Source organism: Bacillus sp. AFS029637 (assembly GCF_002584985.1).
GTDB lineage: Bacteria > Bacillota > Bacilli > Bacillales > Bacillaceae_G > Bacillus_A.
Window position 1 is genome coordinate 79,974 of the sequence record NZ_NUPZ01000041.1, and the last position, 23,326, is coordinate 103,299.

General features: G+C 33.5%; 23 protein-coding genes and 2 pseudogenes. 4 read left to right on the forward strand and 21 right to left on the reverse strand.

Features of this window, described 5'->3' with window-relative positions:
* Window positions 1-44: 44 nt before the first annotated feature.
* A complete protein-coding gene (locus COE49_RS22945; protein WP_088229309.1) occupies window positions 45-644 on the reverse strand; it encodes an undecaprenyl-diphosphatase in 600 nt (199 codons plus the stop codon).
* Between the two features lie 423 nt (window positions 645-1,067).
* Entirely contained in the window at window positions 1,068-3,638 is a 2,571-nt protein-coding gene (pulA, locus tag COE49_RS22950; RefSeq protein ID WP_098252072.1) for a type I pullulanase, read from the reverse strand.
* A gap of 896 nt (window positions 3,639-4,534) precedes the next feature.
* On the opposite strand from pulA, the gene secY reads away from it, so the two are divergent.
* A complete protein-coding gene (secY, locus tag COE49_RS22955) occupies window positions 4,535-5,839 on the forward strand; it encodes a preprotein translocase subunit SecY (RefSeq protein ID WP_088229307.1) in 1,305 nt (434 codons plus the stop codon).
* A gap of 18 nt (window positions 5,840-5,857) precedes the next feature.
* Here secY and COE49_RS22960 read toward each other — a convergent pair whose 3' ends face one another.
* Window positions 5,858-6,895, reverse strand: a complete 1,038-nt coding sequence (locus COE49_RS22960) for a DnaA N-terminal domain-containing protein (RefSeq protein ID WP_098840967.1) — start codon at window positions 6,893-6,895, stop codon at window positions 5,858-5,860.
* A 144-nt stretch (window positions 6,896-7,039) separates the two neighbouring features.
* Window positions 7,040-7,150 (reverse strand): annotated as a pseudogene (locus tag COE49_RS22965) (DMT family transporter); the annotation flags it as partial.
* Window positions 7,151-7,331: 181 nt separating this feature from the next.
* On the opposite strand from COE49_RS22965, the gene mleBCA reads away from it, so the two are divergent.
* Window positions 7,332-8,186, forward strand: coding sequence for a BCA family alpha/beta fold macrolide esterase (mleBCA, locus tag COE49_RS22970; RefSeq protein ID WP_098840994.1), 855 nt, complete (start codon window positions 7,332-7,334; stop codon window positions 8,184-8,186).
* Between the two features lie 124 nt (window positions 8,187-8,310).
* Here the strand turns inward: mleBCA and COE49_RS22975 are convergent, their stop codons facing one another.
* From COE49_RS22975 to sleB, 8 genes and pseudogenes are all read right to left on the reverse strand, one after another.
* Window positions 8,311-8,646 carry a hypothetical protein gene (locus COE49_RS22975; RefSeq protein WP_088229305.1) on the reverse strand — a complete coding sequence of 112 codons (336 nt, stop codon included), beginning with the start codon at window positions 8,644-8,646 and terminating at the stop codon, window positions 8,311-8,313.
* Window positions 8,647-8,657: 11 nt separating this feature from the next.
* Entirely contained in the window at window positions 8,658-9,827 is a 1,170-nt protein-coding gene (locus tag COE49_RS22980) for a ParM/StbA family protein (RefSeq protein ID WP_088229304.1), read from the reverse strand.
* A 183-nt stretch (window positions 9,828-10,010) separates the two neighbouring features.
* Window positions 10,011-10,547, reverse strand: a complete 537-nt coding sequence (locus COE49_RS22985) for a DUF1697 domain-containing protein (RefSeq protein ID WP_088229303.1) — start codon at window positions 10,545-10,547, stop codon at window positions 10,011-10,013.
* 74 nt (window positions 10,548-10,621) lie between these two features.
* Window positions 10,622-10,735 (reverse strand): annotated as a pseudogene (locus COE49_RS22990) (GNAT family N-acetyltransferase); the annotation flags it as partial.
* A gap of 26 nt (window positions 10,736-10,761) precedes the next feature.
* The gene (locus COE49_RS22995; RefSeq protein WP_088229302.1) at window positions 10,762-11,118 is read right to left on the reverse strand and encodes a hypothetical protein; all 357 of its coding nucleotides are present in this window, start codon (window positions 11,116-11,118) and stop codon (window positions 10,762-10,764) included.
* A 109-nt stretch (window positions 11,119-11,227) separates the two neighbouring features.
* Complete coding sequence (locus COE49_RS23000; protein ID WP_088229301.1) at window positions 11,228-11,824, reverse strand: YhcN/YlaJ family sporulation lipoprotein; 597 nt, start codon at window positions 11,822-11,824, stop codon at window positions 11,228-11,230.
* Between the two features lie 26 nt (window positions 11,825-11,850).
* Window positions 11,851-13,191, reverse strand: a complete 1,341-nt coding sequence (ypeB, locus tag COE49_RS23005; protein ID WP_088229300.1) for a germination protein YpeB — start codon at window positions 13,189-13,191, stop codon at window positions 11,851-11,853.
* Between the two features lie 15 nt (window positions 13,192-13,206).
* Window positions 13,207-13,986: a spore cortex-lytic enzyme gene (gene sleB / locus COE49_RS23010; protein ID WP_098252075.1), complete on the reverse strand. Its 780-nt coding sequence runs from the start codon at window positions 13,984-13,986 to the stop codon at window positions 13,207-13,209.
* A 145-nt stretch (window positions 13,987-14,131) separates the two neighbouring features.
* On the opposite strand from sleB, the gene COE49_RS23015 reads away from it, so the two are divergent.
* Window positions 14,132-14,464, forward strand: a complete 333-nt coding sequence (locus COE49_RS23015; RefSeq protein WP_098252076.1) for a DUF3889 domain-containing protein — start codon at window positions 14,132-14,134, stop codon at window positions 14,462-14,464.
* Between the two features lie 41 nt (window positions 14,465-14,505).
* On the opposite strand, the gene COE49_RS23020 is transcribed toward COE49_RS23015, so the two are convergent.
* The 5 genes from COE49_RS23020 to kynU form a co-directional block, all read right to left on the reverse strand.
* Complete coding sequence (locus COE49_RS23020) at window positions 14,506-15,129, reverse strand: Pr6Pr family membrane protein (protein ID WP_088229297.1); 624 nt, start codon at window positions 15,127-15,129, stop codon at window positions 14,506-14,508.
* Window positions 15,130-15,145: 16 nt separating this feature from the next.
* Window positions 15,146-16,063, reverse strand: coding sequence for a serine hydrolase domain-containing protein (locus COE49_RS23025; protein WP_088229296.1), 918 nt, complete (start codon window positions 16,061-16,063; stop codon window positions 15,146-15,148).
* 116 nt (window positions 16,064-16,179) lie between these two features.
* On the reverse strand, window positions 16,180-17,019 hold the full coding sequence (gene kynA / locus COE49_RS23030; RefSeq protein WP_088229295.1) for a tryptophan 2,3-dioxygenase: 840 nt from the start codon (window positions 17,017-17,019) through the stop codon (window positions 16,180-16,182).
* A 32-nt stretch (window positions 17,020-17,051) separates the two neighbouring features.
* On the reverse strand, window positions 17,052-17,681 hold the full coding sequence (kynB, locus tag COE49_RS23035) for an arylformamidase (RefSeq protein WP_088229294.1): 630 nt from the start codon (window positions 17,679-17,681) through the stop codon (window positions 17,052-17,054).
* Window positions 17,682-17,683: 2 nt separating this feature from the next.
* Entirely contained in the window at window positions 17,684-18,970 is a 1,287-nt protein-coding gene (gene kynU, locus COE49_RS23040) for a kynureninase (protein WP_098840966.1), read from the reverse strand.
* 159 nt (window positions 18,971-19,129) lie between these two features.
* Between kynU and COE49_RS23045 the strand changes: the two genes are divergently transcribed.
* Window positions 19,130-19,741 (forward strand): TetR/AcrR family transcriptional regulator, encoded by a 612-nt coding sequence (locus tag COE49_RS23045; RefSeq protein ID WP_088229292.1) that lies wholly within the window; start codon window positions 19,130-19,132, stop codon window positions 19,739-19,741.
* 192 nt (window positions 19,742-19,933) lie between these two features.
* Here COE49_RS23045 and COE49_RS23050 read toward each other — a convergent pair whose 3' ends face one another.
* The 4 genes from COE49_RS23050 to COE49_RS23070 all read right to left on the reverse strand — a co-directional run bounded on the left by COE49_RS23050 (window position 19,934) and on the right by COE49_RS23070 (window position 23,294).
* A complete protein-coding gene (locus COE49_RS23050; protein ID WP_088229291.1) occupies window positions 19,934-20,392 on the reverse strand; it encodes an SRPBCC domain-containing protein in 459 nt (152 codons plus the stop codon).
* 153 nt (window positions 20,393-20,545) lie between these two features.
* A complete protein-coding gene (locus tag COE49_RS23055; protein WP_140417258.1) occupies window positions 20,546-20,785 on the reverse strand; it encodes a DUF3953 domain-containing protein in 240 nt (79 codons plus the stop codon).
* A 288-nt stretch (window positions 20,786-21,073) separates the two neighbouring features.
* Complete coding sequence (locus COE49_RS23065) at window positions 21,074-21,331, reverse strand: DUF3977 family protein (RefSeq protein ID WP_088229290.1); 258 nt, start codon at window positions 21,329-21,331, stop codon at window positions 21,074-21,076.
* Window positions 21,332-21,443: 112 nt separating this feature from the next.
* A complete protein-coding gene (locus COE49_RS23070; RefSeq protein WP_088229289.1) occupies window positions 21,444-23,294 on the reverse strand; it encodes a sigma-54-dependent Fis family transcriptional regulator in 1,851 nt (616 codons plus the stop codon).
* Window positions 23,295-23,326: the final 32 nt, after the last annotated feature.

The following is a 23,326-nucleotide window of genomic DNA, read 5'->3' on the forward strand; positions in this document are numbered from 1 at the left end:
TTCAACTTGTGGAGAATAGTAATGAGGATGTGATAGGGCTATACTCAAAATCCCTTTGATTTGTTTTTGGATGGTAAAACATGTTTCTCTACTCTTTCATATTGAGTAAGTAATTGCCTAATAAAAGATAATTTTGGTACTAACCAATACGAAAATACCGCTGAAACACATCCTATTAAAGCCCCTATTGCAACATCAAAAGGATAATGAACCCCTACCCAAATACGTGAGATCGCTACACAAAGTGCAAGTATAAGCCATAGCCATCCAGTTTTTTTACGAACAAGCCAAAACGAAAAGCAAATTGAAAAAAAGAGAATCGTATGGTCACTAGGAAATGAATTATCTACAGCATGGTCGACAAGTTTATTAACATCAGGCAATACTGCAAACGGTTGATAATTCAAATGAAAATTCCCTGCTATTTTTCCAATCACCTCAGCAATTACAAAAGCAACCATCGCTTGAATAATCAGCATCCTACTTTTTCTGGACCCGGTAAACCAATAAGCTAAAATAATTAAAGCAAAAATATATACCATATATTCTGCCAAAAATACCATGGCTGAGTTTAGGAATGAATATTGTTTACCTAAATCATTAATTGCTCGGAAAATATCAATATTGAATTGAGAAAAAGACATTTTCAAATCCCTCCTTTTTAGTAAGGTGTTTTACTGTTTTCCATATACCTTCATTACATAAATAGTTTGAGTTATTGTACTCAACTAAAAATATTACTCTCTTATGACATCGATTTCTTCTTTTTCACTTTAATAAAAAAAGAAAAAGGAAAACATCGAACTTTCTTACAAACATTCATGCATTCTTACAGTTTTGTCATTTTCTCGTCACTTAGTAAATAGGTTCATCGTCTTGTCGTTCGTTATTTTCAAAAACTCTTATATATGCAATTACGGAAACACTAATTACACATAAAAAAGAGAAGAACCGTGTAAGTTCTTCTCTTTTTGTTTATTAAATTGTAATATAATTACAGTATGTGAAATTATACTGTTTTAACTTTAAAAGCGAAGTGAAAACAACCTTCACTCCGCTTTTGGCATTTATTTAATCGATTTCTCTGTTTTTAAAACTAATGAACTTAATGCAGGAACTTTAATTTTATTGTCATGGACAACGTAAAGTGTTTTACTACCCGACTGTTTACCGTCTACTAACACTTTCCAAGGACCTTTCGATGGAAGCGCGATTTCAACGGATTCCCTATTTGCATTATGAGCCACCATAAAGTATTCGTTTTTATTTCCATTGCCCTTTCCATCTATTGAATAAGCCACAACATTTTTTGGAGCATCAATAAAAGATACTTGTTTTTTAATTTGTTCTGCAGATGTCATTCTAAAGGCTGCGTACTTTTTACGTAATTCTATTAAGCCCTTCATATAATCTACTTCATTATTAAACGATGCACGGCGCAACCAGTCCATCTGATTAATTGAATCTGGAGATTTGTAACTGTTATGATCACCATATTTCGTACGCATAAACTCTTGTCCTGCATGTAAGAATGGAATACCTTGTGATGTTAATAAAATCGAAGAAGACAATTTGTGCATTTGTTTTCGCACTTCTTCACTGTCACCTGGATTAGTCAACTCAAGTTTATCCCATAATGTATGATTATCATGTGCTTCCACATAAGTTAATACCTGCTCCGGATCTTGATAAGTAGACGAACTTGTATCGTAGTCAATGCCTGCCGTAATCCCTTTTTTAATACGGTCTTCCATGTTTTCCTTTCCATTTACAAATCCATTTTCTTTCTCTTCAAATACACTACCTTTCAATCCATCACGTATATTATCGTTAAAATGTGCAATTCCTTTCATTTTCTCTGCATTTTTTTGATTTGCTTTCAACTCAGCTGCAAGAGGTGTATTTAAATCCCAGCCTTCTCCATGCAATATAATAGAAGGGTCAATTTGATTAACAGCTTTACGTATTTCATTCATCGTTTCATAATCATGAATACCCATTAAATCAAAACGAAATCCGTCTAAATTGTATTCTTTTGCCCAGTACGCTACAGAATCGACCATAAATTTCCTCATCATTTTTCGTTCTGAAGCAGTATCATTTCCTACACCGGTTCCATTTGCAAATGTTCCGTCTTCATTGTAACGATAATAATAACCTGGAACTAACTTATGAAAATTAGATTCAGTAGCACTATACATATGGTTATAAACTACATCCATAACAACACGAAGATTATTTTCATGCAGTGTTTGAATCATTTGCTTTAATTCAGTTATTCGAACAGTTGGCTCATATGGATTTGTAGAATAGGATCCCTCTGGAACATTGAAATTTTTCGGGTCATATCCCCAGTTATATTGTGGTTCGTTTAAATTCTCTTCATTTACTGAAGCATAATCAAATATCGGTAAAAGCTGAACGTGTGTAACACCAAGATCTTTCATATGATCAAGTCCCGTTTTCAAACCTTCAGGCCCTCTTGTTCCCTTTTCTGCTACACCTAAATATTTCCCTTTCTGTTTAATGCCACTTTCGGGCTGAATAGAAAGATCACGTACATGCAATTCGTAAATAATAGCATCTTCCGGATTTTTAAATTTTGGCTTTTTGTTTGCTTTCCATTTTTTCGGATTTGTTTCTTCTAAATCAACAACCGCACCTTTATCTCCATTTACAGAAGCAGCACGCACATACGGATCAACGGCTTCAGTCCACTTATCCCCAATTTTCACCTTATACGTATAAAAGAGACCTTTTTGGTTCCCTTTAAGTTCTGCTTTCCAAGTGCCCTTTTCACCTTGTTGCATGTTTATTTCAGTACCTATTTTATCGTTCCATTTTTTATATGTAACTAATTTTGCTTCACTTGCAGTAGGAGCCCATACACGGAACTTTGTATATTGTGGTGTATATACATTACCTAAATCGTTACCACCATAATAAAATAAATTATCAAACTCCTCACTACGAATGACTTTACCGATTTCGGTATTCGTAGTTGCTAAGTTTTCAATTTTAACTTTGTATGTCTGTTTTAAATCAATTTTCTGCTCCGTAATTATTTTAACCTTATTAGTAACATTTCCACTGTTTATATCGAAAGGACTAATATTCTTAATTTTAATGCCTTCAATTTCAATTTTCCGTTCCTTAATATTAAACGGGAAATTAGTCGTTACAGTAATCTCATTGAAACTATCAATAGTTGCTTTTTGAATTGATAGATCCGAAGAAGGCTTAGAGTTATATACTTTTTCATCACCTGAAAGAATCCATACTTCAGCACGACCGTCCTTTATATTTTCAATCCAACGATCGCCACCATCTTTTTCCCACTCATTTGTACGAATGATAAATCCTACACGATTATAGTCACCATCTATATTCATCTTAGCGTACTTTCCAAATTCATCTTTGCCAGTAAATTCATATGATTTACCATTTTCGTTTTCTCCCCAAATCCAAAGGTTCCAGTCTTTTTTATTTCCAGACTGCTCTTTGTAATGAATGATAACTTCAGTTGTTTTCGAATTTGAAACTGCCTTTACACTTTGAAAAGAGAAAACAGATGATAACATAACGATTATAGTAAGTAATAATACTGATTTGTTAATTAATCTTTTTATCATTTGCATCACATACACCCTTTCTTTAAATAGTACGAACGATTTATTATGCTCGTACTAAATTACACTACTTAAATTAATTTAGAAATCTCTTTTACTTCACCCCCATATTGGTTATTTTCCACATATGTATTTCAATGATCTTTCAATACGAAAACGTTTGCATTATTTTTCAAAAAAATAGATTTGTTTATGTCTTCATATATTTGTAAATACTAAAAGATCAGGGAAATCATCTTAAAGCAATCGTTTGTTATCGCTTTCATTCTATAGTACTTTCTATAAAGTGGTCAATATATTATTAATTTTCTGTTTTTATAGACTTTAAACCTTATATATTTGTCGCAAATTATTAAAAATACCCAGCCTAATCATTGCTTAGTAAGTTTATTTTCACAATGTATTAATATATGGCTGTATTCGCTCCATATTTATTAGTTGCGACTCGAATATATGCTGATTTCAACTCTTTGAAATTAGAAGTCATGTTTAACTCATCTTTGCTACATTACTAAATTTGTATAAGTTATAGGTATGTAAAAATTTTATTTTAACTCTAAATAAAAAATCTCTTTCATCGTCCTAGCAACTTACTAGAAATGTAATAATTAAAAGCATTGTTCTTTCAATTTATCATTAAATAAATGTAAAAAATGCCCCTATTCATTCATTTTTCATGCGTATGTATGTACATTTGTTAATTTATTCGATATATTATGTGTATTGAATGATTACGAAAAGCTTATAGGTCGCTAAAAAACACCTTATATTTTTATATCCGTGAAAACTACAAAATGTATGAAAATCCATTTGTCAAATGAATTTAATGCGGAAGGAGGTTTGTGGTTACTTCATTAGGGTATACTAATCAGTTTTGAACTGATAAAAATATAGGAGGCGACATAATGTTTCGTACGATTTCAAATTTCATGAGAGTAGCTGAGATAAGAAACAAAATTCTTTTTACACTAGCGATGCTAATTGTTTTTCGAATTGGCACGTTTATTCCAGTACCTCATACTAACGCAGAGGTATTAAAAGTACAAGATCAAGCCAATGTTTTAGGTATGCTGAACGTATTTGGCGGAGGAGCACTGCAACACTTCTCGATCTTTGCTGTAGGTATTACACCATATATTACAGCTTCCATCATAGTACAATTACTACAAATGGACGTTATACCTAAATTTTCAGAATGGGCAAAGCAAGGAGAAATGGGCCGTAAGAAATCAGCTCAATTTACTCGATACTTTACAATCATTCTCGCATTCATACAATCCATTGGGATGTCTTATGGTTTTAATAATATAGCAGGTGGACAATTAATTACAGATCAAAGCTGGACTACATACTTATTTATTGCGACAGTATTAACTGCAGGTACTGCATTTTTACTTTGGTTAGGTGAACAAATTACTGCTAAAGGTGTTGGTAATGGTATTTCGATGATTATCTTCGCAGGACTTGTTGCGGCGATTCCGAATGTCGCTAATCAAATTTATTTGCAACAATTCCAAAACGCAGGCGATCAGTTATTTATGCATATCGTAAAAATGGTTTTAATTGGACTCGTAATTTTAGCGATAGTTGTAGGTGTTATTTACATCCAACAAGCGGTTCGTAAAATACCAATTCAATATGCAAAAGCTGTTTCAGGAAACAATCAATATCAAGGAGCAAAAAACACTCATTTACCTCTTAAAGTAAATAGTGCTGGTGTAATTCCAGTTATCTTTGCTTCCGCATTTTTAATGACGCCGCGAACAATTGCACAACTCTTCCCTGATTCAGGCGTATCAAAATGGATAATTACGAATTTTGATTTCGCACATCCAATTGGAATGGCGCTTTATGTTGGCCTTATCGTTGCTTTTACATATTTCTACGCATTTATTCAAGTAAACCCTGAACAGATGGCTGAGAATTTGAAAAAACAAAACGGTTATGTTCCGGGGATTCGTCCTGGTAAATCAACAGAACAATATGTAACTAAAATTTTATACAGACTAACATTTATCGGTGCAATTTTCTTAGGCGCAATTTCTATATTGCCGCTCGTGTTTACAAAGGTTGCTGCATTACCACCTTCTGCACAAATTGGTGGTACAAGCTTACTTATCATCGTCGGTGTAGCACTAGAGACAATGAAGACTTTAGAAAGTCAGCTTGTGAAACGTCATTATAAAGGTTTTATAAAAAAAGCGAATTAAGTATAAAAACACAGTTGGTTATTTTTCCAACTGTGTTTTTGTTTCTACTACCTCTAATTTTCCCACTAATGTACCAATGACTTTTTCCAAGTTCATTATTTTTTCTTCTAAGGCTTGAATGCGTATATTGCTATCATCTACATCATTATATTTTAAATGATCATTAGAAACTTTGAACTGCTCCCCTAATTCGGAAGTGATATTTTCAATAGTTGATTTTGATTTTTCATTATTATTGGTTCCATTTGTATTTGATTTTAATTCAAATTGAAGGTCATATGTATTTCCAGTTACTTCTTTGGCTATTTGCGAAATTAAATCTTTATAAGACTGTTCAACCCACTTTTGTTGGAATTCGTTTTCAAAATAAATGATCAATGAATCTTCATTTATTCTGGCTGTCGTTTCTTTGACCCATGTTTCAAATGAAGGCCTTGAAATGATTACTTGGATTTTATCTTTTATTTTATTCCAAATTGTTTTTGATTCCTCTTGTCCGGAAGTGAGTTGGTTATTTTGCATGTGATGAATCTGCGCTATAGAAGTAGCGTTTGATTCTATTTCGAACCAAATTTGATATTCTTCGTTTGTAATTTTCTGTACGGTACTTGAAATTAAATTCTTATACTCCCCTTCAAGCAAATCACGATGAAACACATCTTCACAAAAGATTATTAATTTATTATCTTCAATAATAGCATTTGTATTTCTAATCCATTTCATAAATGTTTTCTCTGCTAGTTTAGGTCTTAATGCTTTCTTTACTTCATCCCAAATATTAATTCTATCTATTGGAGTATCTTTCGCTTTAGATGGTTCGTCTATGAATACATCAAACTGAATTTCAAACGTTGTATGAAACATTTCTCTTAATGTATTAAATATTAATTCTTTATAATGTGATTCTAACCAATCACGTGCAAATTCATGAGGACAGTAAATTGTTAATATATCATCTTCTAAATAAACAGTCGTATTAGTAAGCCAAGTTTCATATGATGGTTTTGAAATTTGTGGTCGAATTTTTTCTTTTACTTCATTCCAGTTCATTTTCATAATAACTCCCCTCTTTTTACAGTTCACTTTAGCTTAATAATTTTACGGCTTTCTAGTAAATAAAGTCAATGCGTATCATTAATAAATTTCAAACAGCCCTGTAAATTACAGAGCTGTTTCTTTATCCGACTACATTTCCTGTTCTCACAACTGTCCTTGCTTGAAATAAGTTCGGAGTGTAGAGCGATTAGCCCAAAATACACCAATCAATATGAAACAAGCCCCAATTCCCATTGCAAGATTTAAAGGTTCTCCGTTGTTTATTTTAATAACATACAAATATTTCTCGAAATTTTTTGCCTTGAATGCCCATAAACTTATTTTTGGGGGTAATTATGCAAAAAACATGATGAATTCGAAAACGAATCTTACACACATCTTAGAATCATTCAAAATTGTATTATTAATTAAATTCAAAAGAAATGGAGAGAACTCTATGAGTGAAAAGATGTTTAAAATAAACGATATTGATATATGTACAGAAAGCTTTGGTAACTCTAATGATCCTGCTATTTTATTAATTATGGGAGCTACATGTTCAATGATATATTGGGATGAAGAATTTTGTGAACAATTAGCTAACACAGGGAGATTTGTAATTCGCTTTGATAACCGTGATGTAGGACGCTCTGTTACGTACGAACCTGGAATTTCCAATTATTCAGTGACAGATATGGCTGAAGATGCAATTGGGGTACTAGATGCGTATCATATTGATAAAGCACATCTATTTGGTATGTCATTAGGTGGTATGATTGCTCAAATTGCCGCTGTAAAACATCCTGAAAGAATTTTAACGTTAACTTTGTTAGCTACAAGTGTAATAGGATCTAATAACAACACTCGTGATTTACCCCCAATGGATGAAAGAATTTTAACACATCACGTAAATGGTAAAAATATAGATTGGGCAAATCAAAATGCCGTCACAGAGTATTTAGTCTCAGGATCTCGTCTACTTTGCGGATCAAAACGAATCTTTGATGAAAATAGAGTTTATAAACTAGTAAAACAAGAAATAGAACGTGCTAACAATCTATTGAGCATGTTTAATCACGCTTTACTTCAAGGAGATGATGCTTATGAAGGTATACTTCACTCTATACAAGCACCAACATTAGTCATTCACGGAACAGATGATACAGCACTCCCATTTGAACATGGTCTTGCACTGATTGATGAAATTCCAAATTCAGAATTATTAACTCTTGAGGGAGCAGGACATGAAAATCACCCTGATGACTGGGAAAACATAATTCAAGCAGTTACAAAACATACATCCAAAATGTAAATAAAATCAATAAATAGAAGGGGCACNNGTGCCCCTTCTATTTATTGAAATGGCTTCACACAAACAAAAGCCCATCACTGCATCCGTATGTATAGTGATGGGCACTACATAAGTTTTTCTATGTTTAAAAAAAAGGACAATCTAATTGATCAACAGAATCCCATGATTTTTTTTTTACATTTTCGGTGGATGTATTTACTTCAAGTGGTACTTTTTTAAAAGGATTTACTTCAACCTTTAATAGTGATGATGGCTCTACATATAATGAATAAACATGGCTACTTGGTATGATTTTTGACACATCAATATCTCCCACTTGTTTAAATAGTTGCTGCGCTGCAAAGAAAAAGAAATTAGTTGGGTTTGATTGTTTATTCAGCCATGCAAGCATTTCAGGTGATACTGATTTATGAATGTTGATTTTTACTCGATCACCACGTTTATATCGCCTAGATCGCATACTTCCACCAACTAACTTATCGTTAAGTTTGTAAACCCTAAATCTTTTTGCTTATGCTCTCTATATTTTGGCGAACAAGTGTAGACTAATAATCCTCGTGCATTTGTAAATAATGGATTATCTACGAAGATTACATTTTTTAATCGCCCTTTTTGTTTTAAAATCATCTTTAAACTGTTTTTAATAATTACTGCGCCTCCGCCATAAATAAATACGTATGGATCGTCTTTCATATCATCAATTTTATTTATAATATCGGTTGCGACACGAGCTGCCAAACCTAAGAGTGCTGGTTGTGATTCCTCAACTAATGATGCATTTCTCGGGTGTTTATCATTTAAATAAATTTGATTAAATTCTGTAATACTATCAATGGTCTTTGTCGGATATTTCCGGTTCCACCTTGTAATAACCTGTAGTAATGTTTCTTTCACCCCATAAGATAAGCCCTTACTTAATTGAGGTCTAAAGTTTACCCCTAACGATACAACTTCTTCTGTCGTTCCAGCACCTATATCAAAAGATAGTAACGTTTTATCTACAAAATCAATTTCAGAAACTTTGTTTTGTTCACATTCTATTTTATGCTTCACAACATTTCCTTCTTCATCATATACAATGCCCCACGTCCCAGAAGCACCTTCAGGTAGGCATTTACAATACTCGATAGAAATATTAACTGTCACATCACGTCCGTTCGGATAATGGAAAACAACCTTATGATTGCCCATATAACGTTTCGCGTTTTCCGCAGCTATTTCTTGTGTAATAAGCTGCATAGGAAGAGCGACCGATAAATCATATCGAATATTAATATGACCGGAAGTTGGGCTTTGACGCATAGCACTTACCGCTAAACCTGATAGAATTGTAATAACCATTAACTCATCCGTCGACTTATTCGATTTCTTCTCTACCTCAGTACCTTTTAATTGATCTTGAATTACTTTTTCTCCAACGATGTACCGTACATTATTTAACATTAGTGATGGAGAACTAATGGTCACATCAATGTGATTTTCTAATTCTGATAACGAAACATCGCCCTCTTCTAACAATCCTGTAGGTTCTCCTATATATAAAGAATAAATACTCGGAATAAAAATAGGATCTTGCCCTTTCACCATTAATTTCAGACCGTTATTTCCTGCATCTGCACCCGCTTTTAAAAGAATAGACATAACTACCCCCTAGTTTAATCTGACATCCCTTCCCAATATATGCGAGCCCATTCTTTTACATTCAAATTTTTATCGTACTTTGTTTTTCATTCTGTATTTCCCCTATCATTGAACTCATTGTTGCGAAACAATATAAATAAAAAGATGAGGTTTTTCTATGTAGAAAGCCTCATCTTTTTATATTTACAAACCCTCTGCTATCGCTTTTAATTTATTCACAGTCCGCCAATTCCTTACTGTAGCTGGTGTATGTAACTTCTGAAACTGGTTCATTAATTTAGAATTCCGAATGCTATTTTTGAAAAATAAATACACAACTTTTTCATGTATATAACAATCTTCAGTCTCATTTTTTTGCATAAGCAACTGATCTTTTTCTTTTTCAGAAAGTTCATTCGCTAAGAAAGCAACGTGTATACTTTCTCCTTCTAGCAATGAATTCGCTTCATAAGGACACCCTTTTATACTATTTACAAATTCATCATATGTTCTTAGCATAACTGGAACATCAAAATCAAAAACGTTTTTAATTTCAGATTGTATTCGTCCCTTTAGAAAGTTTATATCTTCCTCAGATTCGAACACGATATTACCGCTTTGTATATATGTTTTTACTTGTTTTAATCCTATTGATTCAAACATTTTTTTCAGATCAGCCATTTTGATCACTTTATGTCCACCTACATTGATTCCCCTTAGCAGTGCAATATAAATTGTCATATCATTACCCCTCATCTTTAAATGGACTTAACAATTTTTTTCATGTAATCACTTTTGGCTTTCTCCAGTAATTAACCTGGATCTGATGTGAATTAAACTTGTTCACTTGGTAAAGTAAATGACTGTATCATTTCTTTATACTGCTCTTTATATGGAACTAATTCAATTTCCCTTGTATGTATGTTCATGCTAAACTCTCCCGCATTTTATCTTTTTAACTCAAACCTTGTTGTGATTTAGAATGTACTTTTCCATCTAGAAATGTAATTTCAACAATTGATTTAGGACTGCTTCCCTTCCAAGCAAAAATTTGTTTAATTTGTGCAGAATGTTCTACCCCTTCTTCTATGAGTAAATCCCCTTCATAACCAATTAAATCCTTAACTTCCGTATATGTCATTCCTTCATTTATTTTCGTGAAATGGTTTATATTTATAGATTCTTTCTGCTGACTTTCCGTTACAGTAGAAGAAGTTGCTGTTTGCTGTTTCACTTCTTTCGTCTGTTCACACGCTGTCATACTGAAACTGAGGCATAAACTACATAATATACATGCGCTTTTTTTCATCATAACAGTTGTCCCTCCTATACATAATTAAACCATATATTTCCTTATAAATAAACTGAATATTTAATGATATGATAAAATAAGCCTCGCACAATGTAGTACGAGGCTCATTTTACTTATTCAAGTGATTATTTGATTGGTCATCCTGTTCTTTTCTTAGTTCTTGTTCTTCATCTTTTGGTAATTGCTTGTCATTATCTTTAATTGGATTCGTTTCTCGATTTTCAATCATATCATTTGGAACTTGCGGCATTACTCGGCCAACAATTGCTGCTAATTCTTCTAGTATACCTTCTCCCGTGTTACCTTTTTTGATTTGTTTTCCAATTTCCTTAAGACGTTCGTACGTATCAATATCCGCTACAACTACTGCGTTTGCACCATCAGGATCATTTTTTAAACTTTCTGCAACAGAGTATTTAATTGATTCTACACGAGTTCTATCTAGTTTTGCTTTTACATCAATACCGACAACAGCATATTTGCCAACTACTACTGCTGTTGCATCATTTACTCCAGGTACACTTGCAGCTAAAGATGCTAAATGGTCCGCTGCTTTTTCATTTGGCTTATTTGATTTGTTCGTATAATTAACATTTTTTGTTGAAACATTTTTTTGTTCTGGCTTTTCGTTTGGATTGTCTTTTTTGCCAATGCTGCATCCAGTGATAATGAAGCAAAGCATCAACATATATATTAGGATTTTCATTATTTTCACCACTTTACTATTAAAGTTTAATCATAAATTTTTTCAACGGATTGCATTTTCTTCACTTTTTCCTCTGCTCCATTATTTGCGTTAATAAAAATTTGGTACGTATCTTTCCCTAAAGTACCAACAAATTCATAGCAAAGTACTTCGTTATGCAAGTCATTTACGACTACAGCTTTTCGCTCCTCCATCACTTTTACATCAGGGTTTATTTTCTTTCTTGCCTCTGCAGCAGTAAGCTTTGCAGATGGAATTGTTCGTTTTTGATGTGATGCCAAATATTCTTTTGCAGAAAATCCTACGATGGAACCGTCATCTAAAGCAATTTTCATTTGAATTGCTTCCGGATAAATACGTACACCATTCTCATTTACTACATACGTAAACACGCCAATATTATCATATTGAGAACTATCATAAAGCTCCATATTATTAAACTTATGATCCTTTAAAAACGTCAACCCTTTACTTCCGGCATCATTTAAACTAATTTTTTGCTCTTTAATTTCTCGATTATTCATTACCCAAATTGGATATCCACCTTTTCCTGTAATATCCATATAATACTCATTATTCGTTGCTGGGTCTTTAATTTTCACACTGTAGAAAGACTCTTTTGCACCTTTTCCACTTTTCTCAACATCTACTTTTTCATTTCCTTTTAAATTCAAAAATGATTTTGCGATTTTTACTGCTTCATCTTCAGAAATTGCTTTTCCTTCTGCTTCAAATCCCCCTTTTTTATTTTTTTGCGCACTTGTAAATGTCGGTCCAAAATTTGTAGATGAATAGGATGTTACATTCTTTTCAACTGTTTTAAATCCGTCAATAATTGTGTTATCTGCTGGATCACGATTTGAAGCAAGGGCCAGTTCCACATCCATCCATCGTAAATTATTTTTCAAAGCAAGATGCTGTACTTTTCTTAGCTCATCTTGAATATCACCTGCGTTCGAATATAAAGTTTGTAAAGTTTTATACTCTTGATCATTTAACGGTTCTTTTTCTAAATCACGAATGGCTGCACGGTAACTAAAATCACCGATATTCGCTAAAAATTCTTCTGTTTTATTAAACGGCATTAATGTTAATGGCAGTTGACCTACATCAGAACGAGCTTCAGATGTTAAACGCCACACATCCGCTAATGCTGGTGATAAAGATGTACGCGAATTCATTGCAAGCGTTGTCCCAATTTTATCGTGTAACAAATCAACCTCGTATGCTAAATCATGAAATGCACGTTGATAACTATTTTCCGCTCGAATTAAAACCGCATTTTTCTCTTGATGCTCTTTATAGCCCCAATATCCTGTTCCAACTACACCGACTGTTAATAATACAATGATAATACCTCGTAACATGTTTCCACCTCCGCTCTATTTACAGAAAATATGTTTACCGATTTTTTTAATTTGTGGACGACTCCAAATCCATTTACTTGTTGCCGTTTCTGGGTTGAAATAATATAAAGCATTACCTGTTGGATCCCATCCATTTATCGCATCGAGTACAGCTTTTTTCGCTGTTTCATTTGGAGTTAAATATATTTGTCCATCTGCTACCGCTGTGAACGCTCTTGGCTCAAAGATTACTCCTGAAACGGTATTTGGGAACGATGCGCTTGTAACACGGTTTAAAATAACTGCAGCTACTGCAACTTGTCCTAAGTACGGTTCCCCACGTGACTCTCCATATACCGCGTTTGCCATAAGCTGTATGTCATTTTGAGAATAACCATTTGGAACATTTGTCCCTTTACTTTGTGGTGGTTTATTTTCTTGTGCAGTACCACTGCTATTTCCTTTATTCGTTGTAGTACCTTTATTAGCGGTCGATTTGTCATACTTCGTTGCTTTAACAAGTTTTTGCTTCGTTGCAGCACCCGCTAAACCATCAACAGGTAGTCCAAATTTCTCCTGAAAATTCCGAAGTGCCCAGTATGTACCCCATCCGAAAACACCATCTACTTTCCCTGTATAAAATCCGTTATATTTCAAACGAGATTGCAGTTCAATGACATCTTCACCAGATGCTCCTCTTTGAATGACTTGATTCGAAAAGGCTTCTACATTTTTCAGTTGTATACTACTGACCATCAAAGATAGTCCTATGAACGCAAGTAAAACTGCTATTTTAAAAATAGCTTTTTTACGCATAGATTTCCCTCCTTAATTACGGAAATGATTTCTTGGTTATGTTTTGTAAAACCATCGCTTTTATGTAAAGAAGACAAAAAAATCCAAGCTTATATCGTTGAAAGAATATGTAAACCATATACAAAAAGAATAAAAGGAGTTCATCATGAAGAAATTGTTAAAGCGTGTCGCACTCGTCATTCTGTTCATAACAACATGTTCAAGTATATATACGGAGTCATCAATTGTTCACGCACAGCCACCTTATGCGAAATGGGGTAAACTTGCTGTAGAAAAAACGAAGGAACAATACCCAAAGGCAGAGATTATTGATTATCTTCATATAGGTAGAAAACCAAAAACAGTTCAAGTAACAGTTGAAAAGTTTAAATTATGGCTACGTGAAAATGGAAAAGAATATGGTGTTTTTGTCGATGTAGAATTTGATACGAAGACAGAGAAATTTATAAAGATGTCGTTTCAAAAGACAAGTAGATAAAATGAAGAACCCCCACTATNNATAGTGGGGGTTCTTCATTTCTAAAATTCATTTCTAAAATTTCGATTCCCTAAAAATCTTACCAATATACAAATAGCACCAATTACAACTGCTATCCCTATACTGTATAAAAGCACTCTATCATATCCATCTATTCTCGGATCTAGAAACGGATAAGGATACCAATTCACAATTGGACCACGTATTATGCTATACACAACGTAAAAACACGGGAATAAGAGCCAACTTGCAGCTTGTTTCCAAGTTATTTTCTTACTAGGTGGATTTAAAATCCAATCTAAAAGCATTGCAATCGGCATGATATAATGTAGCACCGTATTTACCCATGGTATTGCGGTTTGAAGTGATTCTTCTAACCCTCTTAATAATAAAAAATAAATGAGTCCTGTCGTAAGTATGTATACAGTCGCCGCACCACGAAGTATACCAAACTGTTCTGAACGACCAAATGTAGCTGTTCCAATGCTACTTAAAAGGAGAATACATGCAACTAAAATATTACTTTCAATTGTAAAGAAACTAAAGAAATTTACTGGATTAAACGGTTTCACTTGTGCCCTTATTATAAATTGCGTAATAAGGGCGCTAAATGCTAAAAGGCTTAAACATAGTCTAAATAAAGATAACGTTTTTACACCTCTCATACATTCTCTCCACTCCTTATATAAACTTATAATTCTCTTGTACATGCTCAATAAATAACTTTAATGGAACGAGCCCCCGTTTAGGCATATGACTACTTATTACAGATACGATTTCTAACTGGGGAATGATAACGATATATTGTCCGCCGTATCCCATAGCAAAGTACATACAATACGGTATGTGAAATCTTTCGTTATTCAATACCCACCAGTGATATCCATATGCCCCGACATGTTCATACGTTTCAAATAGAGCCGTACTTGATTCTTCTAACCATTTCGATGATACGATTTCATTCCCCTGCAAATATCCATTCTGTAAACATACTATTCCTAACTTTAATAAATCTTTCGACTTCATTTTCATACCGAAGCCGCCGACATGTATTCCTTGCGGGTCTTGTTGCCATTCATATTCGGTAATTTTTAATGGATCAAATAAATATCTTTTCGCAAACTGCTCTGTCGATATACCAGCAGCCTTTTGAATAATATAGCTCAGTAAATGTGAAGAGCCTGAATTGTAATTCATTTTTGTACCAGGTTTTTCAATTAGCGACTTTTCTAAAATGTACTTTACCCAGTTATCTGATTCAACAAAATCACTAGGGAATACAACTCCATTTCCGAACTCTTTCCAGTCCTCTCCCGTTGTCATTGTTAATAGGTGATAAAGCGTCAAATCACTCTTTTCCTCAGGGACATTTTCAATCCACGCTGTAATCGGTGTATGTATACTATTTATATATCCTTTATCAATTGAGATACCAATTAATATGGATACAACACTTTTTGTAATCGAATTTATTTTATATAAGTTATTTTCACATTCTAATGTTTTATAATATTCCGTTGTTAATTCACCTTTTTGATAAACGAGAAATGTATTCACTTTTTTCTTTTCGAATTTATTTTCTAGTTGCTTGAAATCCAAAAATTTCACCTCCAATTAAATAGTTATTTAATTTATTATATCTTTTTCATTCACTGAATACATAATTGTGCTCGAATATAAAAATAAACCTGTCAGCCAAACTGACAGGTTTATTTTTATAATTTCGTACGAACATTCCAAAGCTCTGGGAAGAACTGTTGATCAAGTACTCGTTTTAAATATGATACACCAGAAGAGCCACCTGTTCCCATTTTATGTCCGATAATTCGTTCTACCGTTTTCATATGACGGAAACGCCATTGTTGTAGCCAGTCCTCAATATCGATTAATTTTTCAGCAAGCTGATATAGATCCCAATATTTCTTCACGTCCGCATACACTTCTATCCAAGCTGCTTCTACTGTTGCATCCTCTTCGTAAGGCTGCGTAATATCACGGTTTAACACATCTTTATGAATTGGGAATCCTTCTTTTACAAGTGCCTCTATTGCCACATCATACAAACTTGGTGCATGTAGCGCTTTATGAAGACGAGCGTGTAATTCAGGATCCTTTTCATAAATTTTTAATGCATGTGGTGTTTTATAACCAAGTGCATACTCAATCATACGATATTGATACGATTGAAAACCTGAAGCTTGACCGAGTGAATCACGAAACTCAATATATTCTGATGGTGTTAACGTCGCAAGAATATCCCAAGATTGAATAATTTGAGACTGAATTTTTGATACACGTGCTAACATTTTAAATGCTGGCTGTAATTTATCTTGTTTAATAGATTCAATCGCTGCATTTAGCTCATGTAAAATGAGTTTCATCCAAAGTTCACTCGCTTGGTGAATCACGATGAACAACATTTCATCATGATGGTCTGATAACCTCTTTTGAGAAGATAGTAAACTATCTAATTGTAAATACTCCCCGTACGTCATATTCTCTTTAAAGTCCGTATGAATTCCTTTTTCCATAATTACCTTTTCGTTTTCTTTCATATTAACCAAACGCCCCTTTTATATATTTCTACTTATATTGGTCTAATAACTGCTCGAACTGGACTTCCATCTGCATCTGTTAATGCGAGTGGTAATGCAATTAATTCATAATCTCCGTCTGCTACATGATCTAGTACGACATTTTCTAAAATGTGTATTCCATATTTAAACAATTGGTGATGCGCTGCTAGTTCTTTATCATCTAATGGATCAACTGAAGGTACGTCCACCCCGATTAAACGTATACCTTTCTCTGAAAGAAACGGTGCTATATCCGCACGTAAATACGGGATTACATCTGGGAATTCATTAACTTTATTATGTGAAGATGTGCGTAACAATAAGCGTTCTACGCCTTCTAAATGGAAATTTTCTAATTCCTTTTTCCCAATGCTTTCAAGATTAGAAACGTCAATGATTCTCGTAGGTCCGACATAAACTTGAATATCTAAGTCTATTACTTTCTTTCCTTCATTATCAAAATGAAACGGTGCATCAATATGAGTACCTGTATGAATACTCATCGTTAACTTTCCGACATTTACTGAACCACTTTCTTCTTTTGACCATGAAACTTCATATGAGAACGGTGTATCCCCTGGCCAAGTAGCAATATCATTATTTAGCGGTTGTGAAATATCAATCCACTTTGATGTTTTCATACTTATGCCACAACCTCTCGTTTATTTTCAAACTGCTTATACTCCTCATCTTTCATGATTTTCTTCAAAATTTGTACAGATTTCCACACTTCTTCGTATGTGTTATATAAAGCGACTGGCGCAAGTCTTACTCCATTAGGTGCACGGAAATCAGGGATAACTCCATTTGCTTTTAATGCTTTACAAATGCGTGCTGCTTCTGCATGTTCTAAATAAATGTGCCCGCCTCGTTTTGCATCCTCTAATGGATTACCAATTGTAAATTCGAAACCTTTTAATTCCTGATCAATTAAATCAAGCATGTATCTCGTAATATGTAGAGATTTTTCACGTAAACGTTCTATACCAGCATCTTTAAAAATTTCAAGAGAACCGATTAACGGTGCAGTACTTAATACGTGAGGTGTACCGATTTGATATGCACCTGCATGGTCAGCCGCAGTTAATGAATGTTCCATATCAAACTGCTTATCTTTTCTAGAACTAAACCATCCAGACAATCCTGGAAGTCTATTAAAATGTTTATTATTTACATAAAGGCCCCCAACACCACCAGGTCCTGCATTTAAATATTTATAATTACACCAAACAGCGAAATCAACATCCCACTCTTTGAAATGGTGCGGAATAGAACCGATTGAATGACATAAATCAAACCCAATATGAATACCTCGTTTATGTGCTTCCGCTGTTAAACGTTTCATATCGAGAATTTGTCCACTTCTATATAAAACAGAAGGTAATAAAATTAAAGCGATATCATCTTCCATCGCATGAATAATATCATCTTCAGAAAGTGTTCTACCATCTCGGCTCTTCACTCGTACTAAATGCTCATCTGGATCTAAACCTTTTAAACGAATTTGACTCTGAAGTGCATATATATCCGATGGAAATGTTAATTCATCCGCAAGAATTTTTGTGCGTATTCCTTTCGGCTCATAAAACGTCGCAATAACTTGGTGTATATTCGTAGTCGTGGAACCAGTTACAATAGTTTCTTCTGGTAAAGCTCCAATAAGAGGTGCCGTCAATTCACCTGATTTTTCTGAAAGGAAAAACCACGGATGCTCGCCTTCTGTCCAGCCATCAATACCATACTCTTTCCATGAATCTAGTAAAGTAAGTAACGATTTCTCTGCTCTTTTTGAAAGTAGTCCTAATGAGTTTCCATCTAAATATATTGTTCCTTCTTTTTTATAAAATTCAGTTTGAAAATCTTTCAGTTCATCATGTTTATCACATTCAAGCGCATATTCATAAGTTGGTTGAAATGGTTCTTTATACATGGTGTCACCTTCTTTTAATTTTCTTTTTATTCTAACTAATTGAAATATATCATCTTAGTTGATATAACGTCAATGATATTATGTCAGTTGACTTTATATATGAATTTCTTTTACAATACAGTTATATTTTCAGACATTTCAGTATAAAGAGGTGATTCTTTGGAAAATTCTACGCTTTCAACAAGAAAACACCGCTCCTTAGAAACGAAAAAGAAACTATTACATTCCGGTTATACTATTTTTATAAAAAATGGATTTCAGAAAACGACAATCACGCAAATTATTAAACATGCAGAAACTGGTTATGGAACAGCATATGTATACTTTAAAAACAAAGATGCTCTCCTTATCGTTTTAATGGAAGATGTTATGAATCGCTTTTATGATATTGCCGAGCGTTCTTTTTTCCCTCAATCAAAAGCAGAAGCACATAATATGATTCAAAATCAAGTTAGAGCATTCTTACAATTAGCTGAAGAAGAACGGGCTATCTTGCAAGTTGTTGAAGAAGCAATAGGAGTATCAAAAGTGATACGTCAAAAATGGGAGGAGATTCGCGAACGCTTTATAAAAAGTATTACGCAGGATATTACTTACTCTCAAGAAAGTGGATTGGCACAGCCTGAATTAAATAAAGAGATTGTAGCACGTGGTTGGTTCGCGATGAATGAATCTTTTCTTTGGACAATTGTACAACATAACAAAGAAGTAGAACTAGAAGAAATAGTGTATACGTTGACAGAAATGTATACGACAGGATTGTATAAATAGCACACTTTCACAGATAAACAAATAGAACATATCCTTAACCCTTCTGAACTTACTTATTGGATAACAAAAAAATTCTTTTGATAAAGAAATATATGAAAGAGCTATTAAGATTTTCCATTGAAAATCTTCAAATAATAAAAGCGTTACTCAAAAAATTGAATAACGCTTTTACCTTAATATATGTCTTTAATATTAATCTTCTTTATGATAAGCAGTTTCTACGCATTCTGCTAGACGCTCCATTTGTTCCATAGTTAAACCTCGTGAAATCCAGCCTGTTAACTTATACATCATTTTATAATAAAAATTACTAGGTTCATATTCTGAAATTAATGTTAGTGCTGTACCTTCCTCATCTTCTTCTAACATATAAGTCATTGCTGAATAACCTTGCTTCATTTCACTACCTAGTGAAATAATATGCGGTGCATCGTATTCAAGGATCTCTACTTCTGCCTCGAATATTTTCTTACCGACTTTTTGAACAGAAATATATTTATCTCCTACACATGGATTCTTTTGATCCATATTTAAAGGATAGCGATTTTCTATTATAAACGTATTCCATTCTTTTATTTTTTCATCTTCTATTATGTAGTCACATACAACATCCATTGGTGCTTTTATTACTATTTCTATTGCAAAACTCATTACACTGCCCCTCTCAAATACCCTATCCATTTCTATTTCAACTAAATCATTATGCCATATTTTATATAGTGAAATACAAGTAGAAATTAAACTTTTATTACGAGAATGTTTATTGTAATAAGAAAATCGTGAATAAGTAACTTAAATACTTATTCATACAAAATATTTTATTAAAGATACAACAATTAAAAACAAAGCCACAAGTAGTAAAGCAATCCCTATACTTCTATTTTCTTTTTCGTTATTTTTAAAATTTTGCACCCCTAAACTAACTAACATAAACCCTAAAAGCGTTTGTAAAATTAGCATACTCTGTTCCGAAGTGTCATTCCAACTATAAATAGAATATCCCATTATAATTATCGCAAGTACAATCGTTAAAATCCTATTCATATGAAAATCCCTCCTATAAAGTGAAACTTTAATCAGTGGGGATTTTCTTCATCCCCCACTGATTATTAGTTGAACCAATCGAGCTTTTATGGGCAGTTGATCCCCCACCTAACTTCTTTGCCTTCGCTGAATTTTGAGGTGGGGGTCTTACTGCTCATTAAAGCGGGATAAAAAAAGAAACCGCTAAGTTTCCTTAGTGGTTTTATTAACAATTTATATTTAGTAAAATTGCTTTTTATGAATTTGATATAAGTCAAAAGAATTTCCTGGCCAATATAACTATGTATGTTAGCACGCTTTTTCTTTATTCAGTCTACTTACAATTCCAATTATAAATTTATATTCAATCCTCCTCTTCTTAACCCTCTTAAACCCTTCTTTCGTATCAAAAATTAAACACGTTTTCCGAAACCACATTCGTACATATAAAGACTCAAAATAAATAGGTTTTATAATTCCTCGTTCTTCAAATTCAGTTCCATCTTTATTTTCGGTTTCTGTTCGAACAAACCACTTATTTCCGATGCCAATTTCAATATACTTCACATAAGTCCTCCTTCCGGAAATTAATTTCTAACTATTCTATTATTTCCCCGGTAAGCGCATATTCCGACAGAACATGAGCCCACAAAGAAAAAGTAGATTACAAAAATCTACTTTATAGCTTATATTTTTGCATTCGTTTATAAAATGTACTTCGAGGTACATCTAAAAGTTTTGCAGCTAACGAAACATTTCCATTCGTCTTTTCTAACGCTTCAATCATGCTATCACGCTGTATTTTTTCACGAAAATTTAATGTGTTCTCTGCTTTATTTTCTGCTTGCAATTCAAGTTGATGTTGATTTCCCATCATTGTTTGTAATAAAAAAGAGATTTGTTTTTCGCATATTTCCCGTCCTTGCGACAAAATGTAAATGCGTTCTAATACATTTAATAATTCTCGAATATTTCCTGGCCATGTATGCTGAGAAAATTGATTACAAATACTCTTTGGAAATACAACATTCCAATTCTTTCGTTCGCAAAAATGTTTTATGAAGTACGGAATATCCTCTTTTCTTTCTATTAACGATGGAACATATAACGGATAAACATGTAAACGATAATATAAATCTTGACGGAATTTCCCTTCTTCTACTAATCGCAGTAAATCTTTATGTGTCGCAGTAATAATACGAATATTTACTGGTACCTCTTTTGAACTGCCAATTGGAGTTACTGTTCGCTCTTGTAAAACACGTAATAATGCTACTTGCATCTCTGGCGACACTTCACCAATTTCATCTAAAAATATTGTTCCTCCGTCTGCTTGTTCGAATTTCCCTTTATATCCTTGGCGCCGCGCACCTGTAAACGCACCTTCAGCATAACCGAATAATTCACTTTCCATTAATTCTTTCGGTAATGAACCGCAGTTAACCGCTATAAAAGGGCCATTTTTTCTTGGACTATTTTCATGAATCGCTCTCGCAACATATTCTTTCCCTACACCTGTTTCACCACAAACATATACACTAGCGTCAGTTGGTGATACAAGCTTAATTTCTTCTAAAGTATGTTGAAATGCACTGCTCGTTCCAATAACTCCAGGGAAAGTAATTCCGTTTATAAATGAGGAAGTATAGAGTGCATTTTCTTGTTTATTTTCCTTTAAATAAATACATTTCCCAATCATTCTGTTATTACTGTATACTGGTACTTCTAACTTAGATTTCAATCCATTGTGCATTAAATCTTCAAGTTTCATTCGTGACCAATTACATACTCGTTCACGAATTCTCTTGCTCGCAGAAACGATAATATCACGATGATTACAAATAACAACTTGTTCATCACTGTCAATTACATCTAAAAAACGATGGATTAAATGAAGTTCATTTTGATGCACTCGAATACTACATTCACGTTCAATCGCATGTGCAATCGAAGTTACCATTCCGAGCATATATGGATGCGAAAACTCAATCGGACAAGAAAAATCTAAAACACCTATTAATTTCCCATCATCATTATGAATGGGAGCGGCCGCACAGCTCCAGCTATGAGATGCGACAGAATAATGCTCTGTACCACTTATCATAATAGCCTCTTCAATTTCTAACGCTGTTCCAATCGCATTTGTGCCAACAGCTGCTTCCGTCCATTTTACACCTTCAATAAAATTAATATGTTTCGCTCGTTTTAGCGTTTGCTGATTTCCACTTAATGATAGAACGTAACCGTCTGGATCAATTAATAATGCCATCATTTGCAGTTCATCAATGGTTTTTCTCATATTTTGTATTTGTGGTATCGCTATATCTAGGAAGATTTCACTCTTTTTCTTTTGGTCTTGAAAAATATTAGAAGACAAAATTTTCTGACCTTTATTCATATGAGGATTCACATTTGCTTGTTTACATCGATGCCATGACTCTGAAATTCTTTCGTTTATACGGTTTGAATCAAGGACTCCTTCATCAACAAACTTTTTCCATGTATGTAAGTAAAACGGTGAAGCTAACATTGTATCATCTCCCTTTTCATTGTTTTGGAGAT

Coding starts and splice junctions, on each gene's coding strand:
- COE49_RS22945 (WP_088229309.1), bottom strand. CDS start 644: ATGTCTTTTTCTCAATTCAATATTGATATTTTCCGAGCAATTAATGAT.
- pulA (WP_098252072.1), bottom strand. CDS start 3,638: ATGCAAATGATAAAAAGATTAATTAACAAATCAGTATTATTACTTACT.
- secY (WP_088229307.1), top strand. CDS start 4,535: ATGTTTCGTACGATTTCAAATTTCATGAGAGTAGCTGAGATAAGAAAC.
- COE49_RS22960 (WP_098840967.1), bottom strand. CDS start 6,895: ATGAAAATGAACTGGAATGAAGTAAAAGAAAAAATTCGACCACAAATT.
- mleBCA (WP_098840994.1), top strand. CDS start 7,332: ATGAGTGAAAAGATGTTTAAAATAAACGATATTGATATATGTACAGAA.
- COE49_RS22975 (WP_088229305.1), bottom strand. CDS start 8,646: ATGCGATCTAGGCGATATAAACGTGGTGATCGAGTAAAAATCAACATT.
- COE49_RS22980 (WP_088229304.1), bottom strand. CDS start 9,827: ATGTCTATTCTTTTAAAAGCGGGTGCAGATGCAGGAAATAACGGTCTG.
- COE49_RS22985 (WP_088229303.1), bottom strand. CDS start 10,547: ATGACAATTTATATTGCACTGCTAAGGGGAATCAATGTAGGTGGACAT.
- COE49_RS22995 (WP_088229302.1), bottom strand. CDS start 11,118: ATGATGAAAAAAAGCGCATGTATATTATGTAGTTTATGCCTCAGTTTC.
- COE49_RS23000 (WP_088229301.1), bottom strand. CDS start 11,824: ATGAAAATCCTAATATATATGTTGATGCTTTGCTTCATTATCACTGGA.
- ypeB (WP_088229300.1), bottom strand. CDS start 13,191: ATGTTACGAGGTATTATCATTGTATTATTAACAGTCGGTGTAGTTGGA.
- sleB (WP_098252075.1), bottom strand. CDS start 13,986: ATGCGTAAAAAAGCTATTTTTAAAATAGCAGTTTTACTTGCGTTCATA.
- COE49_RS23015 (WP_098252076.1), top strand. CDS start 14,132: ATGAAGAAATTGTTAAAGCGTGTCGCACTCGTCATTCTGTTCATAACA.
- COE49_RS23020 (WP_088229297.1), bottom strand. CDS start 15,129: ATGAGAGGTGTAAAAACGTTATCTTTATTTAGACTATGTTTAAGCCTT.
- kynA (WP_088229295.1), bottom strand. CDS start 17,019: ATGAAAGAAAACGAAAAGGTAATTATGGAAAAAGGAATTCATACGGAC.
- kynB (WP_088229294.1), bottom strand. CDS start 17,681: ATGAAAACATCAAAGTGGATTGATATTTCACAACCGCTAAATAATGAT.
- kynU (WP_098840966.1), bottom strand. CDS start 18,970: ATGTATAAAGAACCATTTCAACCAACTTATGAATATGCGCTTGAATGT.
- COE49_RS23050 (WP_088229291.1), bottom strand. CDS start 20,392: ATGAGTTTTGCAATAGAAATAGTAATAAAAGCACCAATGGATGTTGTA.
- COE49_RS23055 (WP_140417258.1), bottom strand. CDS start 20,785: ATGAATAGGATTTTAACGATTGTACTTGCGATAATTATAATGGGATAT.
- COE49_RS23070 (WP_088229289.1), bottom strand. CDS start 23,294: ATGTTAGCTTCACCGTTTTACTTACATACATGGAAAAAGTTTGTTGAT.